Annotated in this window: 14 protein-coding genes; 7 read left to right on the top strand and 7 right to left on the bottom strand. The window is 40.4% G+C overall.

Annotated elements, in window-relative coordinates; genetic code table 11:
* The first annotated feature begins 31 nt into the window (after positions 1–31).
* From I6F50_RS12030 to speD, 3 genes are all read left to right on the top strand, one after another.
* A complete protein-coding gene (locus I6F50_RS12030) occupies positions 32–379 on the top strand; it encodes a DUF3802 family protein (protein WP_007580087.1) in 348 nt (115 codons plus the stop codon).
* A gap of 86 nt (positions 380–465) precedes the next feature.
* Positions 466–879, top strand: a complete 414-nt coding sequence (locus I6F50_RS12025; protein WP_197176319.1) for an OsmC family protein — start codon at positions 466–468, stop codon at positions 877–879.
* Between the two features lie 88 nt (positions 880–967).
* Complete coding sequence (speD, locus tag I6F50_RS12020; RefSeq protein WP_024593800.1) at positions 968–1,780, top strand: adenosylmethionine decarboxylase; 813 nt, start codon at positions 968–970, stop codon at positions 1,778–1,780.
* A 106-nt stretch (positions 1,781–1,886) separates the two neighbouring features.
* Here speD and I6F50_RS12015 read toward each other — a convergent pair whose 3' ends face one another.
* Positions 1,887–3,176, bottom strand: coding sequence for an aromatic amino acid transport family protein (locus I6F50_RS12015; RefSeq protein ID WP_197176318.1), 1,290 nt, complete (start codon positions 3,174–3,176; stop codon positions 1,887–1,889).
* Between the two features lie 446 nt (positions 3,177–3,622).
* On the opposite strand from I6F50_RS12015, the gene I6F50_RS12010 reads away from it, so the two are divergent.
* Together I6F50_RS12010 and I6F50_RS12005 are read left to right on the top strand one after the other, a co-directional pair.
* Positions 3,623–4,420: an alpha/beta fold hydrolase gene (locus tag I6F50_RS12010; RefSeq protein ID WP_165728286.1), complete on the top strand. Its 798-nt coding sequence runs from the start codon at positions 3,623–3,625 to the stop codon at positions 4,418–4,420.
* Between the two features lie 715 nt (positions 4,421–5,135).
* Complete coding sequence (locus I6F50_RS12005) at positions 5,136–7,973, top strand: P-loop NTPase fold protein (protein ID WP_197176317.1); 2,838 nt, start codon at positions 5,136–5,138, stop codon at positions 7,971–7,973.
* A gap of 198 nt (positions 7,974–8,171) precedes the next feature.
* Here I6F50_RS12005 and cysQ read toward each other — a convergent pair whose 3' ends face one another.
* Genes cysQ through cysG form a run of 6 tightly spaced genes read right to left on the bottom strand, consistent with a single transcriptional unit; the run spans position 8,172 to position 15,134 of the window.
* Positions 8,172–8,942: a 3'(2'),5'-bisphosphate nucleotidase CysQ gene (cysQ, locus tag I6F50_RS12000; protein ID WP_197176314.1), complete on the bottom strand. Its 771-nt coding sequence runs from the start codon at positions 8,940–8,942 to the stop codon at positions 8,172–8,174.
* Positions 8,943–8,951: 9 nt separating this feature from the next.
* Positions 8,952–9,545: an adenylyl-sulfate kinase gene (gene cysC, locus I6F50_RS11995; RefSeq protein ID WP_033029155.1), complete on the bottom strand. Its 594-nt coding sequence runs from the start codon at positions 9,543–9,545 to the stop codon at positions 8,952–8,954.
* A 32-nt stretch (positions 9,546–9,577) separates the two neighbouring features.
* Entirely contained in the window at positions 9,578–11,302 is a 1,725-nt protein-coding gene (locus tag I6F50_RS11990) for an SLC13 family permease (protein ID WP_197176312.1), read from the bottom strand.
* Positions 11,303–11,333: 31 nt separating this feature from the next.
* Positions 11,334–12,758 (bottom strand): sulfate adenylyltransferase subunit CysN, encoded by a 1,425-nt coding sequence (gene cysN, locus I6F50_RS11985; protein ID WP_197176310.1) that lies wholly within the window; start codon positions 12,756–12,758, stop codon positions 11,334–11,336.
* Positions 12,758–13,657, bottom strand: a complete 900-nt coding sequence (gene cysD, locus I6F50_RS11980; protein WP_197176308.1) for a sulfate adenylyltransferase subunit CysD — start codon at positions 13,655–13,657, stop codon at positions 12,758–12,760. The genes cysN and cysD overlap by 1 nt, the downstream gene beginning before the upstream one ends.
* Before the next feature lie 49 nt (positions 13,658–13,706).
* Positions 13,707–15,134: a siroheme synthase CysG gene (gene cysG, locus I6F50_RS11975; RefSeq protein WP_197176306.1), complete on the bottom strand. Its 1,428-nt coding sequence runs from the start codon at positions 15,132–15,134 to the stop codon at positions 13,707–13,709.
* 450 nt (positions 15,135–15,584) lie between these two features.
* On the opposite strand from cysG, the gene deoC reads away from it, so the two are divergent.
* Both deoC and I6F50_RS11965 read left to right on the top strand, forming a co-directional pair.
* Positions 15,585–16,331: a deoxyribose-phosphate aldolase gene (gene deoC / locus I6F50_RS11970; protein ID WP_197176304.1), complete on the top strand. Its 747-nt coding sequence runs from the start codon at positions 15,585–15,587 to the stop codon at positions 16,329–16,331.
* A gap of 10 nt (positions 16,332–16,341) precedes the next feature.
* Positions 16,342–17,226, top strand: coding sequence for an SPFH domain-containing protein (locus tag I6F50_RS11965; RefSeq protein WP_197176302.1), 885 nt, complete (start codon positions 16,342–16,344; stop codon positions 17,224–17,226).
* The last annotated feature ends 31 nt before the right edge of the window (positions 17,227–17,257 follow it).

The following is a 17,257-nucleotide window of genomic DNA, read 5'->3' as shown; positions in this document are numbered from 1 at the left end:
AAATAATTAATTATACAAAGGTGGTACAAAAATGGTTTTAGATAGGCAAGGGTACGATGATTTGATCATGTATCTAACTCAAAATTTAGCATTGTTTGAGAAGCCAGGCGAAATAAAACCAGGTGCCCCAACAGTAATGGAATTAATCGAAGACGTTATTGCACAAAATGTGATGCTTATTTGCGAGCAGCACACAAACCTCAACACAGAGCAGCGTAGTCAAATTGTACGTGAAGTTGATGGCATAGTTTACGATTTAGAAGAAGTCCTCAGCAGCATCACCTCACAGCCTGTCACGGTTGAACAGCATGCCTTTATAGATGAATTTGCAGGTTTAGTAAAAAACCTCTTTGATAGCGCTTTAACACAACAATCTTAGCCATTTTATAGCCCTGCGTTGCATTTTCATTTGCAACTACGGCTAACTTGCTTACAATCAAGAAAATATTTTTTTGAGATATAACAATGCAAGCAAATGTAAAATGGGTTGAAGGCGATACGTTTATTGGTCGTTCTAATTCTAACCACAGTGTTGTGTTTGATGGCGGCAGCGATAGTGCAGCACCAAGCCCAATGGAAATGGTTTTAATGTCAGTTGGCTGTTGTTCATCAGTTGATGTGGTTAGTATTTTAAAAAAAGCTAAACAAGATTTTTCTGATGTGCAGGTGCAACTAAGTGCAGAGCGCGCCGAAACAGCCCCGCGCGTGTTTACCAAAATTAACTTACACTTTGTTGTTAAAGGCAATAATGTGTCTGAAAAACACCTTGCACGTGCAGTTTCACTCTCTGCTGAAAAGTATTGCTCGGTTGCATTAATGCTTGATAAAACAGTAGAAATTACGCATAGCCACGAAGTTGTGCAAGATCAAGCAAAATAACGCTTTTTCCACGAGGAAAATTCGTATAAAATCCGCGAACTTTTCATTCTGCAGGTGCAGAACCCACTAATTTATAGGTTGGTTTATTATGAACAAACCCTTCGATAAACTTAAACTTCATGGCTTTAACAATTTAACCAAAAGTTTAAGCTTTAGTATTTATGATATTTGTTACGCAAAGACCGAGCAACAACGTAAAGAATATATTGAATATATCGATGAGCAGTACAGTGCAGATAGACTAACCGACATTTTAGGTGAAGTTGTTGATATTATTGGTGCTAACATTTTAAATGTAGCGCGCCAAGATTATGAACCGCAAGGCGCAAGTGTAACTATTTTGGTTTCAGAAGAACCAGTAGAAGAGCAGCAAAATTACGATGCTGACGAAGCACCAGGCCCATTACCTGATTCAGTTGTTGCGCACCTAGATAAAAGTCACATTTGTGTACACACATACCCAGAAGCTCACCCTGATGATGGTATTTGTACATTCCGTGCTGATATTGAAGTGTCTACTTGTGGCATTATTTCGCCACTTAAAGCGTTAAACTTCTTAATTCATAGCCTTGAGTCAGATGTAGTAACTATTGATTACCGCGTTCGTGGTTTTACCCGCGACATAAACGGTGTTAAACACTACATTGATCACGCGATTAGCTCGATTCAAAACTTCATGACAGAAGATACAAAAGAAGCGTACCAAATGATGGACGTGAACGTGTATCAAGAAAACCTGTTTCACACCAAAATGATGTTAAAAGAAACCGATTTAAACACGTACTTATTCGGTATTTCGACAGCAGACTTATCAGAGGGCGAAGAAGAACAAATTCGCTCAAAACTGACTCGCGAAATGCAAGAAATATTCTATGGCCGTAACCTGCCAGATACAGAATAATAGCAACGAATTAAACTAAAAATGGCGCTCAGTGAGCGCCATTTTTTTATGTCTAAAAAAGCCCAACTAATTAGCTTAGCTGGGCTTTTAAATTATTAATAAAAGGTTACTTAAGCATGCTGTATAAAAGTGCAAATACAGCAAGTGAGCCAACCGCTAATATAAATAGCGTGCTAAAGCGATTTCGGTATTTATTAAGTGCAGGTACTTTATAAACCGCAATCATTGGCATAATAAATAAAATCATCGCAATGATAGGGCCCGATAACTGATCCATCATATCTAAAATACTTGGGTTTTTAACAGCACAAAACCAAATAGCTAAAAACATGATTAACACACCAATTTTATCGGTAGCTTTTGCGCTTAAGCTTGTTTGCTTAGTTACTAAACCTGTAAAGCTTTCGCGTGCACCTAAAAAGTGACCCAAAAACGACGACGTAATAGCAATAAAAGCAACAAGCGGCCCAAGTGTGGCAATAAATGAGTTGTCAGTAATATTAGCAAGGTAGGATAAAACCGACACGTTAGCTGCTTTAGCCGCCGCCATTTGCTCGCCTGTAAGCGACAGCACGCAAGAGAACACAAATAACAGTACAAAGGTAATAAGTAGCAAGCTAGTACGCTTTAAAATCGCCTCAGACTTACGTGTAGCTTGTTCGCCATAATGACCACGTTGCACGTTTACAAAGCTAGAAATAGCCGCTGCGTGACTAAACGAAAACACAATTATAGGAATCGACAACCACAGCGTTTTACCAAAGCTGCCCATTTCAGGCACTGTCATATCTGGCATCTGCCAGCTAGGGATTAAATAAAGCGATAAAAACAACAATATGCCCACAAGCGGATACACTAAAATAGCAAAGGCACGTAGCATCAAGCGCTCGCCGCCCATCATTAAGCTAATCATACCTGCAACTAATACACCTGAAAGTAGCACGCGAGAAGGTGATTCCATCCCCATTTGATTAACCATAAAACTATCAACAGTATTGGTTAAGCCCACACCGTAAATAAGCAAAATTGGGAATATAGATAAAAAGTACAACAAGGAAATTAATCGACCCGCAGTCACACCAAAGTGTTCTTCAACTACGTCGGTAAAATCGGCATCTTTATTTTTTGACGACAGTACAAATCGTGCTAGTCCACGGTGAGCAAAAAAGGTCATTGGGAACGCTAAACACGCCATAATAATTAACGGCCAAAAACCGCCAATACCAATGTTAATAGGCAAAAATAAAATACCCGCGCCAACGGCGGTACCAAATAAACTTAATGTCCACTGCGTATCGTGCAGGTTCCATTTAGTTTTTGTGTTTGAATTTTTGCTTGAATTAGTGTGTGTGTTTGTTGATGCATTTGAAAGCGTTGCATCTTGAGATGTTGTCATGTGTGTGTGTTCATCCATTATTTAAATAATAACTGCGCCGAAGGGTATAGTTTTTAGTTAAAAATTTCATGTTTTGAGGGTGTTTGTAGACTAATTAATTAGACCCAATTGCAGGACAAGTGTCATGAATACTAAACAGCGGTGTAAAAGTGAGCAAACCCCTTAAATGGCAACACCACATTACAATTTACTGTAGGTTGAGTAGTTGGAGCAAAACCCAACACGCCATAGCGCCATGCCAGCAGCAAAGCCAAGATAGGCGATTTCCATAACGTAAAAATAAGGGCTGGTCATTTTTATTGGTTTTCATTTAAAAATCAAAATCTGCTCCCAAAAGCTGCTAAGTAGAAGCCATTGCTCGGAACTTCATAAGAGATTTTTATTAAACTCCGTTATACTTCCTACAATTGAATATGCCAAACGAAGTAAATAGGCCGCTAACTGCAATGAGCAAAGAAATTCTTTTCCATACTACTTTTGCGCACGAAACCAGTAAAACATGGGTTGTATTTGTCCATGGAGCAGGTGGTAGTTCGGCAATTTGGTTTCGTCAGCTTAAAGCTTATAAAAAAGAATATAATGTGTTGCTGCTAGATCTTCGTGGTCACGGTAAATCGAATAACTTAGTACAAAACTTTGTTGATAATAATTATTCATTTAATAATGTCTCTAAAGACATTATCGATGTGTTAGATCATAACAATATCACCAGCGCACACTTTGTTGGCATTTCATTGGGCACAATTATTATTCGAAATATTGCTGAAATTGCGCCGCAATATGTTTCTAGCATGGTGCTAGGTGGAGCGGTTACTCGTTTTAATACGCGCAGTAATACATTGGTTTATTTAGGTAATACTTTTAAACACTTCTTGCCTTATATGTGGCTGTATCGCTTATTTGCTTTTATTATGATGCCGAAAAAGCGTCATAAAGAATCTCGACTTTTGTTTGTTCGTGAAGCAAAACGCTTGTGCCAAAAAGAGTTTATAAAATGGTTTAAATTAGCCATGGACGTAAATCCTTTAATGCAGTACTTCAAAGAAAAAGACATTGATATACCCATTCTGTATATTATGGGCAAAGAAGATCATATGTTCCTTGGCCCTGTTAAAGAAATGGTTAAGCGTCATAAAAACAGCGTACTGCAAACTATTCACCATTGCGGCCATGTCTGTAATGTAGAACGCCCCGACTTATTCAATCAACACTCGCTTGCTTTTATCGCCCAGCAAAGTCGTTAAGGGTTGTAGAAGAAGTAGGGGTAGCTCTTTCTTTTTGATTTTCGCCCTAAGCTCAAAACAAGACCTGCCCCTGAAGAAATAAAACTCAACTTATGAAGCGTAAACGCTGAGCTTGCTCGCGTGAAAAGCGTGAGCTTTTAGTTACAGCTTGTGAGTATTACCTTACGGGCTTTGCCCGTCACGCAAGCAAGCTTCGCGTCTACAAGATAAACGCAAACTTAAACCTTGGCTGTAGGCGTAGAGCTTGCTCACGCGAAAAGCGCAGCTTTTAATCACTGCTTGTGAGCAATCACTTCATGGGCTTTGCCCATCACGCAAGCAGGCTTCGCATCTACAAGATAAACGCAAATTTAAACCTTGGCTGTAGGCGTAGAGCTTGCTCACGCGAAAAGCGCAGCTTTTAATCACTGCTTGTGACCAATCACTTCATGGGCTTTGCCCATCACGCAAGCAAGCTTCGCGTCTACAAGATAAGCGCAAATTTAAACTTTGGCGGTAGACGCCGAGGCAAGCTTACTGACTTCGATGTGATAAATGATAGCTAATCATTTATCAATGAAAGATACAAGGCTGGGTAGAGCGAAGCGAAACCCAACATGTCTAGCGCCATCCGAGTGTGAAGCCAATAGAGGCGGTTTTATTTATTAAACTTGCTTATTCAATAATGTTCAATTGATATACACTGGCAAGGTAACGTATTGATAAGGATATTAAGTTGTCGCAAGTTAAAACACTCCCCATTACAGCCACCCGTTGGCTTTCCCTTTTATTGTGCGCGATTACTGCTGCAACAATTACTGTGTTTTTAAGCAAAGTCGGTTTTGTACAAAAGACATATTCGAGTTTGGGCGCTATTTTAAATGCCAATCCGGTTTTGCATTACAGCAGCGCATTTTTAGCAGGTATTGGCATCAAGCTGCTGCTTGATAAGTTTTATATATCGCACCCCAAACGCAGTATTGGGTTTAACTGGCGATATCCGCCAGTGACAATTGCTGTATTAGCGTCACTCTTTCTGACTGTTTTTTACATGCTAAGCACAGCACCAAAATTTGATGAAGCTGCGTTATACGCACAAAGTTTTATGAGCTTAAAATACCTAGCACTTACGTTTATTGGCATGCTCATAACTGTCATTTATCAGACAAAGCTCTATACCCAAAAGCCAATTTTTACGGCTGTATTAGTTGCCCTTAGTTTAATTTACATAGTTTTTGCCGTCAGCCTAGCTGATATAACACCTGCCTTTAATGTCTTTATGTACCTAGCTGCTAGTTATTTTATATTGGCGGCTTACTTATTATTTGATGAGTATAGGCAGAGCAAACAGCCAAGCATCACTACTGAAAATGAAGATGTAACCATTCAGATAAATCCAGAGCTGAATAGCTTAGAAGATTTTCGAAAATGGTTTAAAGACGATTCGACTATTAAAAGCACAGAGGAATTAGAACCCGATTTACAGGTTTACGCCACGCGCATTACCGAGCGGCTAAAAAATGGCGGTGATAAAGGTGATAAAGGTGATAAAGGTGAAAAGGATTTAGCGCAGCACATAGCTTTATGTGGGCCTTATGGTTGCGGAAAAAGCAGTATCGTCGAAAGTATTGTGAATGATTTAGCAAAAAACTCTGAAAAAGAGAGTGTCTGGATACATAGCGATATATCAACATGGGGCGCTGCAAGCGGCAGTGTTGCCCATGTTGTACTGAGCAATATTATTGATGATATAAGCCAGTATATTGATATGTGCGCCTTTCGTGCGCTACCTAAGCATTATACCGAAGCCCTCAAATCGGGCGGTAGTGCATTTCAGTTTGCATCTACGTTACTCGCAGGCCCTGTTGATATTGAGGGAAGTTTTCAAAAACTTAATAATGTACTAAAAACAACAAATCATAAATTGCTAATTACTTTGCAAGATGTAGATCGCGGGACCGGCGATGAAAACGAAAAACGCTTAAATGATATAGCTGCACTTTTGGATAGGTTAAAAAATCGGGATTTAAATCATATTAATTTCATTATTGTAATGGGTAATGAGAAGCCAGAGCATGCTGTGGTTTTAGGTAAAGTTGTTGATCACATAGAGACAATAATATCCCAGGACTTTAAAAAAATACTATGTGGTTGGGTAAAGCTATGTACTAAAGAAATATTTGATAAACACCTTGTGCTAACACATTCAGCGGAGAATGACATTGACGAATATACTAAGAACAATCCACTTCCTCTAAGGCAAGGTTTTTATCAACCAGCAATTATTTCTAATAATCTTATAGACTCAATTCGAATGTTGAAACGAGTAATGCGACGCATAAGTAAATGCTGGACAGAAGAAAAATTGTTGGGAGAAGTCGATTTTGGATCTTTGTTATTAATTACGACATTACGTGAAGACAACCCAGCGCTATTTAATGCTTTTGTTAATTCATACGTTAGCTTGGTTTATGGGAAATTACTAACCGTGGCAAAAACTGAAGATGGCAAGCAAAAAACAATAAATGAAACCCTCTCAAACTTGATAGCTGATTTTACAAATAGTGAAGCTACGCATGTTTACAATGCTTTATTTAAGGAATTACTAAACCTTAAAGAAGATATAACTGATAAAAGCGGAAATAGTTTAAAAAGTAATAAAAATAGTGGCGAGCAACATTTAGGTGTAAAACCAGGCTCTATTGATTATTTAAAGCGGGTATTGCTGGAAACTGTTCCTGAAAGTGAGTTGAGAGATCAGGTGGTTATTGACTCCATAAAATCTTCATCCACACAGGAGTTGGCAAAACACGTCTGCAGTGATTATCGTTGGCAAGAGGCATTTGACCGTTTTGGTCGGAAACTTCTTTTAGATGATAAAAATCAAGATAGGGTAAAGCAAATAACGTTTGATGTTTTAGAGCATATTGGAAAAGATCCAAATGGCTTTTTAACTGAGGGTGTTTTTGAAGAGTATACAAAGCAAACTATCGATAGTGGTAATTTGGAAAGTGTTTTAATCAAGTTGGTCAATTTAGAAAGTGGAGAAAAGTTGCTTGAGCACCAATTGGACAAATTGCAGCGAACTCTTGATTTCAAAATTAACATGGGAAATAAGACTGAAGGTTATGGAAATATAAAAGGTGAAACTGAGAGAATGGAAGCTGCTAATTATAGTAATGAGCTTTTTCAAAGTATTAATATTAGTAATTTATTAAATTCAAATGGCCACAAGTTATCCAAACGATCTTTTTTCATATGTCTAAAATTTAAAGCTTTTGCGCAGTTAGCCGATGATAAATTGAATTTTTTAAATAAGTTAATCAAAAATCTATTTAAAGTTGTAATCAACAATAAAAATACTCGAGTTGTTGATTATTTAATAAATGCTACAACGTCAGGTGATATACAAATAGGGCATGTGAAAGAAGAATTCGTAAAGCTTTCACCTGAGGAGAGGGAAGATATTTTACAAACACTCGTAGAGCTTAGGGATAATCAAGAAAATAATTCAGATATTGATATAGCAATAAAAAACCTAAGTTTTTCTGAGGGTTGTAATCGCTCTGTGTAACGAAGCGCCTCGGTGTTCTTGGTGGTGAAATTATTTACGGTATAGGTTTTGCGGTTTAAAGCCATCCCCTACAGGGGGATGGGGCTAACGACTAGCGCTTAAATATTAAGCATGTTGGGTTTCGTTCCTCTCAACCCAACCTACGGTGTTTAGGTTTACATCGAGCTGCTAGTAGCTAAAACTCGCAGCTCTAGGCTCTTACTCTTCTATCGCACTCACTACAAAATACGGGTTCAAGTATTCATCTTTGGTGTTATAAATAAGCGGGCTGCCATCAAGCTTAGTGACTCTAGCACCGGCTATTTCGGCGATTGCATGGCCTGCTCCGGTATCCCATTCGCAGGTTGGACCTAAGCGCGGGTAAATATCGGCGCTGCCTTCGGCCACTAAACACAGCTTTAGTGAGCTGCCTTTAGACACCATTTCAACCTCGTCAAAGCGTTTCACAAACTCGGCTAAATCGGGTGATGGGTGCGAGCGGCTACCTACAACACGTATTAATCCTTTGTTAGGTTTGGTGGTAACTTTAAGCTCAATTCGCTCATCGCCTTTATCTTTAAATGCGCCAATGGCCTCTGCGGCTAAGTACGATACGCCAAGGGCGGGTGCATCGACTACGGCCAAAATAGGAATGCCGTTTTTAATTAGGGCGATATTTACGGTAAATTCACCGTTCTTTTTAATAAATTCTTTAGTGCCGTCAATTGGGTCAACTAACCAGTAGCTTTTCCATGTTTGGCGTACATCCCAGCTTATGTCGGCGTTTTCTTCACTGAGTATTGGAATGTCGGGTGTGAGCTGTTGAAGCCCTGCCACAATCAGTTTATGAGCTGCTAAATCGGCTTCGGTTACGGGGCTTTCGTCGGCTTTGTACTCAACGTTAAAGTCCTTTTCGTAAATTCCCATTATCGCTTGGCCTGCTTTGCGGGCAAGGATGAGGGTTTCTTCTAGCAGTTCGGTTTGATTCATGGGGTTAACCTATATTATGTGCTTTTGTTTTAGATACGTTATCAGTTGTGTAACCGATTGGTCTAGGGTGTTTTTACTTGTATCTAAAATTATTTCTGGATTGTTTGGCACTTCGTAGTTTGAATCGATACCCGTGAAGTGTTTTATCTCCCCTGCGCGGGCTTTTTTGTATAACCCTTTTGGATCGCGGCTTTCGCATACATCCAGTGGGGTATCGATAAATACTTCGATAAATTCGCCGTCGTCTACTAGGCTGCGCACCATGTCGCGCTCCGCTCTAAAGGGCGATATAAACGCAGTAAGTACTAACAAGCCAGCATCGGTCATTAGTTTTGCGGTTTCGCCTACGCGGCGTATATTTTCAATGCGGTCTTCGTCGCTAAAGCCTAGGTCTTTGCATAAACCGTGGCGTACGTTGTCGCCATCGAGCAGGTAAGTGTGCGTACCTTGCTGATTAAGCGCCGCTTCTAGTGCGTTTGCTACGGTGCTTTTGCCAGAGCCTGAAAAGCCGGTAAACCATAAAATAGCGGGCTTATGTTTTTTTTGCTCACTACGCTGTGCTTTTGTAGTTGCGTAGTTATGCCAAACTATATTTTCATCCATAGTGAGAGTCTCTTATGCTGTGAGCGCAGGTATTAAAACGGAAATACCAGCGGGATCAAGGTTAATACCGTGATTGAATAAATAATAGAAAGGGGTAAGCCCATCACTATGTAATCTTTTAAGCGATAGTTACCCGCGCTATAAACCATTAGGTTAGTTTGATACCCAAATGGCGATATAAAGCTGGCTGATGCGCCAAAGGCAACGGCCATAATAAACGGTAGCGGGTCTACATTAAAACCAACCGCGAGTGAGTAAGCAACAGGGAACGACAAGGCAGCAGCGGCGTTGTTAGTTATAAGCTCGGTAAATAATACGGTCATTAAAAATATAGCTATAAATGCGCCGTACGGGCCAAAGTCGCCAAGTACCATAAATAGGGCACTGGATATTTGCCCGGCAAGTCCGGTGCCTATCATTAACTTGGCAAGGCCAATGGCACTACCTACGACTACTAATAACTCGATAGGAAAACGGCGTTTTACTTCGTTAAGTTTTATGGTGCCACTGAGCATTAAGCCAATCAGTAATACTAATAAGCCTTTAACCAGCGGCACTATGCCAACAATGCTTAAACCCAGTACTGCGGCAAAGCTTAGTAGCACAATGTTTGATTGTTTAGGTGCAAGATGGGCTTGTAAGTCAAACCCTGAAATATACACAAATTCGCGCTTTAAATTAGGCAAGGTGTAAAAGTTTTTGCCTGGGGCGAGTATTAGTGAGTCGCCAGCTTGTAATTGCACTTGCCCAAGGCCGCCTTGTAAGCGGTCGTGCCCACGGCGAATGGCAATAACGGCTGCATGAAATTGCTCTCTAAAACGGGCTTCTTTTACGGTTTTACCAATAAATTTTGAAGACTGACTTACGACTACTTCTACTAAGTGTTCTATATCTTTTTGATGATTCTCGTGCACTACTTTTAAGCCGTCGAAACGGGTAAGTAATGGCACCGATTTTATGTCACCTACAAACAGCAGCACGTCATCTTTTTGAATGATTTGCTGCGGGGTGACTGCGCAAATGCGGCTGCCATCGCGAATGATTTCAGCAAGGAATAAGTCTTTTAAATCACGGAGGCCGTTTTCTTCAACGGTACGCCCTATTAATTTTGAGTTTGCTTGTACTTTGCCTTCTAGGTAAAAAGGCACGACTTCTTGGTCGCTTTTACCGTTGTCGGGTAAGTATTTAAGCATTACTAAAATGGTAATTAGGCCTACGCTTAACGCGCCTAAACCCACTAAGGTAAAGTCAAAAAAGCCCAGCGGTTCCATGCCCGCATCAACTGCAAAGCCATTAACTATTAAGTTAGTTGATGTACCAATAAGCGTAATGGTGCCGCCCAAAATAGCAGTATACGACAGCGGTAATAATAACTTTGAAGGGGAGTGATTAGGGTTGTCTTTTATCGCGGTAATAAGCGATGCAACCACGGCGGTATTGTTAGTAAACGACGATAAAAAGGCGGTTGATAACCCTAATTTTGTTACCGATTTTACTAAACTACCTTTAGATAGCGATTGCGCTAACTTTTGAATTAGAGTGGTTTTTTCTATTGCGGTCGACACTAACACCAATAGTACTAGAGTGATAAGCGACGGGTTAGCGTAATTAACTAACATACTTTCAAGATCGATTAGCCCAGCTAAGTAGCTGGTGCCAATGGCGCTTACAAATAACCATGCTGGATTAATACGGGTGCCAAAAAGGCACCCGACTAAGGTAAGCATAATGCCTGTTAAAACGAGCTGTTCTACCATGCTTTTAAATTCCTAACAGGCTAAAGTTAACTTATAACTTAGATATATCAAGCGCTTGCCAATGCGGAAAGTGCTTGCGTACTAAGGTGTTAAATTCAACTTCAAATTCGCTAAAGTTACTTTGCTGCGCTTGGCTTTGTAGTACTTGTTCAATCATGCCTGCAGCAACCGTTAGGTTTGATAAGCGATCGATTAGGATAAACGAACCTGTTTCGTGATTGCTGTGATACTCGTCTGCCAAAATAGTTTCGGTTAGTTCAAGCGTTACAATCGCAATTTCATTTAACTGCAGTGAGTCGCTAGTGCCGTGCTCAAGCGTGTTTACATCAATTGTGTGATCAATCTTTGTAACAATAGCAGAGGTGTTTTTGCTACCTAGTTTTAGGTTATAGCTTTTACCTAATACTAATGGCGATTCGTGCATCCATACAATTTTAGCTTGCAGCTGGTTAGTAACAACGGCCGTTGAATTTGCAGGGACTATTACGTCGCCTCGGCTAATATCAATTTCGTTATTTAGGGTAACGGTAATTGCTTGGCCTGCTTCAGCACTATCTAAATTGCCATCAAAGGTAACAATTTCTTTAATGCTTGATGTTTTACCCGACGGTAATACTTTTATTGCATCGCCTACGTGTATCTTGCCCGACGTAAGTGTGCCCTGAAAACCACGGAAGTTTAAATTAGGACGCACTACATATTGCACTGGTAGGCGCGCTTCAAAGCCTGTATCTGTTTCGGCTGCTGGCGAATCTTCTAGTAATTCTAGTAGCGGCTTGTCGGTGTAATACGGTGTATGAGCAGAGCGAGTTACTACGTTGTCGCCTTTAAGCGCCGACATAGGCACAAACTTAATGTTTGATACGTTAAGTTGCTCAGCAAATTTAAGGTAATCGGCCTTAATTTTTTCATACACGGTTTCGTCAAAATCAACGATATCCATTTTATTAACGGCAACAACAAACTGCTTAATGCCAAGCGAGTCACAAATAAAGCTGTGGCGCTTGGTTTGTACTTGCACGCCGTAACGCGCATCAACCAAAATAATGGCGACATCACTTGTTGATGCACCTGTTACCATGTTGCGCGTGTATTGCTCGTGCCCAGGCGTGTCGGCAATAATAAATTTACGCTTAGCCGTTGAAAAGTAACGGTACGCTACGTCAATGGTAATACCTTGCTCACGCTCAGCTTGTAGGCCATCAACTAATAATGCAAGGTCAAGATCTTCACCTGCATTACCTACTTTTTCGTTATCTTTATGAAGGGCTGCTAGCTGATCTTCATAAATTTGGTGGCTGTCGTGCAGTAGGCGGCCAATCAATGTTGATTTACCGTCATCTACGCTGCCACACGTAAGCATACGCAATAAGCTTTTGTCTTGTTGGCGTGCAAGGTAGGCGTCTATGCCTATTTCTTTTACTTCGTTGTATGTATCGTTATTTTGGCTAGACATTAAAAATACCCCTCACGTTTTTTCTTCTCCATTGAGCCGGCTGAATCATGGTCAATAACGCGACCTTCACGTTCAGATGACGTAGATAGCAGCATTTCTTCAATAATTTCAGTTAGGTTACTTGCTGTTGACTCAACTGCACCGGTAAGTGGGTAGCAGCCTAATGTACGAAAACGTACCGACTTCATCATTGGTACTTCACCTTCGTTAAGTGGCATACGCTCATCGTCAACCATAATTAGGGTGCCGTCACGGTCAACAACAGGGCGCTCTTTTGCTAGGTAAAGCGGCACCATGTCGATGTTTTCTTGGTAAATGTATTGCCAAATATCAAGCTCAGTCCAGTTAGATAACGGGAAAACACGAATGCTTTCGCCCGGATTAACTTGGCTGTTATAAGTGTTCCAAAGCTCAGGGCGCTGGTTTTTAGGATCCCAACGATGGTGTTTATCGCGGAACGAGTAAACACGTTCTTTTGCGCGTGACTTTTCTTCGTCGCGGCGTGCGCCACCAAATGCAGCATCAAAACCATATTTGTTAAGTGCTTGCTTTAAGCCTTGGGTTTTCATTATGTCGGTATGTTTACCCGAGCCATGCGTAAACGGGCCTACACCCATTTCAATGCCTTCTGGATTTTTATGTACCAGTAGGTCAAAACCGTATTCTTTAGCTATACGGTCGCGAAACTCAATCATTTCACGAAACTTCCAATTGGTGTCTACGTGCAATAACGGAAACGGAATTTTTGCAGGGTAAAATGCTTTACGCGCTAAGTGCAAAAGTACCGACGAATCTTTACCAATAGAGTAAAGCATTACTGGGTTCTCAAACTCAGCGGCGACTTCGCGCATGATTTTGATACTTTCAGCTTCAAGTTGCTGAAGGTTAGTTAAAGCCATTGTTAGTCGTCCTACTAAAATGATTAAAAGTTACAAATTTAAAATTCGGTTATGTATTTGATACATCTGTTAGCGGCTGTGCAAAGCTGCTTGTTTGTTCGTTTTTCCCAAACCACGCTAATTGCGAGTGTAGGGCGGCTACTTCACCAATAATAAGTAGCGCAGGCGATATAATGCTGTTGCGCTGGATTAAGTCGGCAAGTTCGCCTAGTTGGCCTGTTACTACACGCTGATTTTTACGTGTACCGTTTTCGATAATAGCGACTGGAGTGCCGGCTTTGCGGCCATGTTTTAAAAGCTCGCTTTGTATGTGCGGCGATTTAATTACGCCCATGTAAATAGCAAGTGTTTGATTTGGTTTAGCCAGCGATTGCCAATCAAGTTCTTGGCCGTCTTTTTTACAGTGGCCAGTTACAAACTGGATAGCTTGTGCATGGTCACGATGTGTAAGCGGAATACCCGCATAAGCGCTACAACCTGCAGCGGCTGTAATACCCGGTACAATTTGATAATTTACGTTGTTAGCAGCCAGTACTTGTACTTCTTCGCCACCACGACCATAAATAAACGGGTCACCACCTTTAATGCGACATACTTTTTTGCCTTGTTTAGCAAGGTCAACCAGCATTTGATTGGTGTCGTCTTGAACAACGCTATGATCGCCTAAACGTTTGCCTACACAAATAAGGTCAGCATCGCGGCGCACTAATTCCATAATTTCGTCAGACACTAAAAAGTCGTATACAACCACATCGGCTTGTTGCATAAGTTGCAGTGCTTTAAGTGTTAAAAGCTCTGGATCGCCTGGGCCTGCACCTACTACATATACTTCGCCTTCAGGTTCTGCTTTTGCATCTAGCATTTGCTCTAATTGCTGCTGTGCGGCTTGAGTGTCACCGGTTTGCACTTTACTCACGACGGATGAGTCGAACACACCTTCCCAAAATTGGCGGCGGTCTGAAAAATGTTTAAAGCGTTTTTTTACTTTGTCTCTAAAGCCACCGACAAGCGTTGCAAGTGGGCCTATGTGATGCGGAATAAGGGTTTCGAGTTTTTCGCGTAAGCGACGTGCAAGCACTGGCGCTGTACCAGCGCTTGATATAGCAATAGTAATTGGGTCGCGATCAACAATAGATGGAAATATAAACGTACATTTAGGTTGGTCATCAACTACGTTTACAAACACATTACGAGCATTGGCAAGTTCAAATACGTTGTTGTTTACTTCATCGCGGTCGGTTGCTGCAATAACAAGCATTTTTCCATCGAGATGCGACTCATCAAAATAAGCATCAATAAGCGTTACCTCATTATTATGCGCATGCTCTTTTAGTTCGTCGCAAAACCAAGGCGCTACTAAAGTAACGCTTGCTCTCGCTTTTAAAAACGCGCGACATTTGCGTAATGCGACCTCTCCACCGCCAACAACCAATACTGGTTTGTTGTCGAGTTTGGTAAAGATAGGTAAATACTGCACGTTAATAAGACCCCTAAACAAATTCAAATATAAGAAAACGCTTTATTCTGATAAGCAGAATATAGCGGCTATCAATAAGTAAAAAATAATTAAAACCAAGTTGATATAACCAAAAGTTATAATAGGTGGGCTTTTTAGGCCTAAGAGTTAGTTAACAAGGGATTGCGCCGAGTTACAAGTAAAATAAACAGCTTATAGTGTTTGGTTATGAGCTATAGCGAGTTTGGTTTAATTTGTTAATATGGAGGCATATCAAATTTTGTACTTATACCAATTGCATTAAATTAGTGATCTATAATAGCGACGAGAAAATAGCTCAATAACAAGGCTAAAATTATGATACATAGTTGTTCTATATAAATAATTTTTAACGTAGTTAGTGAGTTATTTAATACGCTAAAATGATTATGTTTTTAATAAAATTGGTATTACATAAGCAACGGAGCTCTAATGACACAACACCAAAAAGATGCCGCATTAGCAGTCGCACTGATGGATTTAACAAGCTTAAACACCAGCGATACAACCAAAAACATTCAAGCGCTTGTTGATAGTATAAACCCGACGCTGGGCACACCTGCTGCAGTATGTGTTTATAGCGACTTTGTTGATGATGCAAAAATAGCACTCGCAGCACGTGAGCTTAACTACGTAAAAGTTGCAACGGTCACTAATTTTCCAACAGGTGATGCGCCACTGAGTGATGTAATTAACGAAACACTTATTGCAATAGAGCGCGGCGCTGACGAAATTGATTTGGTTATTCCTTACAAAAAACTCATAGCGGGCGATGTTCAAACAGTACTTAGCTATGTAAGCGAAAGTAAAAAAGCGTGTGGGTCGCACGCTCAATTAAAAGTAATAATAGAAAGTGGAGAGCTAAAAACTGAAGCACTCATAACTCAGGCCACGGAGCTTGCAATTAAAGGCGGTGCTGATTTTGTAAAAACCAGTACAGGTAAGGTCGCTGTAAATGCCACACTTGAATCAACAAAAATTATGCTAACAGCTATTAAAAACTCAGATAAACGTGTGGGCTTTAAAGCTGCCGGTGGTGTTAAAACTGTTGCCGATGCCAGTGATTATTTAGCGCTAGCACGCGCGATAATGGGAGATGATTATCTGCAAGCAAATACATTTAGGTTTGGTGCCTCGAGCCTGTTAAGCGATGTTTATACAATATTAAAAAGTAATTAAAGGATAAATAATGAGAGCAAGAAACTCCGGGACACAAACATTGTTTAATAACCTATTTAAAGGTGCATTGGTTGTAGGAGTCGTTGGTTTTGGATTAACTGCATGTACTAACCCAAGCACACCCGCAGGTGAAGAAGGCTACGTATTCGAAAAGCCGCGTGTATTTGGTGAAGGTGGTTATCAAGGAACAATGAAGGGCCCATCTAATTACGGTATGTCATTACTGCGAAATGAAGTGGTAAACATCGATATGCGACCTAATACATATACCGAGACATTTAGAATCTTAGCGAATGATGATTTAAATATTAAATTTGATTTTCATGCTGTTATTGCTATTGAGAGTGGCTCTGTTAAAACTGTGGTAGAGCAGTACGGCGCCGAAAATTGGTATAAACGCTTTGTACGTGAAACTTTTAGAACGTATGTGCGCGATACAGTACAAAAATACGATAGTGGCGAGCTTAAAACAAATCGTGAGAAAATTGCGAAGGAAGTGACTCTGCGCCTGCAAAGTTATTTGTCGACAACGCCGTTTAAACTTGCAAACGTTGTAGTAGGCAATATTAATTACCCCGATATTGTTGCTAATGCAGTTGAGAAAAAATTGGCAGCTCAGCAGCTATTATCGGAAAAAGAAACACAAAAAGAGATTGCCAAAAAAGACGCTGAAATTAGGGTTGAAGAAGCCAAAGGGATTGCTCAAGCTCAGAAGATCATTAACGCAACACTAACAGCTAATTACATTCAACATGAAGCTATTAATGCACAAATAAAAATGGCTGAGTCACCTAATCATACAACTGTTTATATTCCGGTAGGCAATAACGGAGTACCACTTGTTAAAGGGAGGGCGTTCAGAATTCTGTGTCAGCCTAAATTGCTAAATATCTAGCACACCATCTAACCTACCTTCGAAGTGGATG

This window comes from Pseudoalteromonas sp. NZS127_1, assembly GCF_015864295.1.
In the GTDB taxonomy this organism is placed as follows: domain Bacteria; phylum Pseudomonadota; class Gammaproteobacteria; order Enterobacterales; family Alteromonadaceae; genus Pseudoalteromonas; species Pseudoalteromonas arctica.
Note: the sequence above shows the minus strand (reverse complement) of the source record. Positions and strands in the feature narration are given on the sequence as shown.

What these genes read in the sequence shown, in the direction of transcription:
- I6F50_RS12030 (WP_007580087.1), top strand. Translation starts at nt 32, where the DNA reads ATGGTTTTAGATAGGCAAGGGTACGATGATTTGATCATGTATCTAACT.
- I6F50_RS12025 (WP_197176319.1), top strand. Translation starts at nt 466, where the DNA reads ATGCAAGCAAATGTAAAATGGGTTGAAGGCGATACGTTTATTGGTCGT.
- speD (WP_024593800.1), top strand. Translation starts at nt 968, where the DNA reads ATGAACAAACCCTTCGATAAACTTAAACTTCATGGCTTTAACAATTTA.
- I6F50_RS12015 (WP_197176318.1), bottom strand. Translation starts at nt 3,176, where the DNA reads ATGACAACATCTCAAGATGCAACGCTTTCAAATGCATCAACAAACACA.
- I6F50_RS12010 (WP_165728286.1), top strand. Translation starts at nt 3,623, where the DNA reads ATGAGCAAAGAAATTCTTTTCCATACTACTTTTGCGCACGAAACCAGT.
- cysQ (WP_197176314.1), bottom strand. Translation starts at nt 8,942, where the DNA reads ATGAATCAAACCGAACTGCTAGAAGAAACCCTCATCCTTGCCCGCAAA.
- cysC (WP_033029155.1), bottom strand. Translation starts at nt 9,545, where the DNA reads ATGGATGAAAATATAGTTTGGCATAACTACGCAACTACAAAAGCACAG.
- I6F50_RS11990 (WP_197176312.1), bottom strand. Translation starts at nt 11,302, where the DNA reads ATGGTAGAACAGCTCGTTTTAACAGGCATTATGCTTACCTTAGTCGGG.
- cysN (WP_197176310.1), bottom strand. Translation starts at nt 12,758, where the DNA reads ATGTCTAGCCAAAATAACGATACATACAACGAAGTAAAAGAAATAGGC.
- cysD (WP_197176308.1), bottom strand. Translation starts at nt 13,657, where the DNA reads ATGGCTTTAACTAACCTTCAGCAACTTGAAGCTGAAAGTATCAAAATC.
- deoC (WP_197176304.1), top strand. Translation starts at nt 15,585, where the DNA reads ATGACACAACACCAAAAAGATGCCGCATTAGCAGTCGCACTGATGGAT.
- I6F50_RS11965 (WP_197176302.1), top strand. Translation starts at nt 16,342, where the DNA reads ATGAGAGCAAGAAACTCCGGGACACAAACATTGTTTAATAACCTATTT.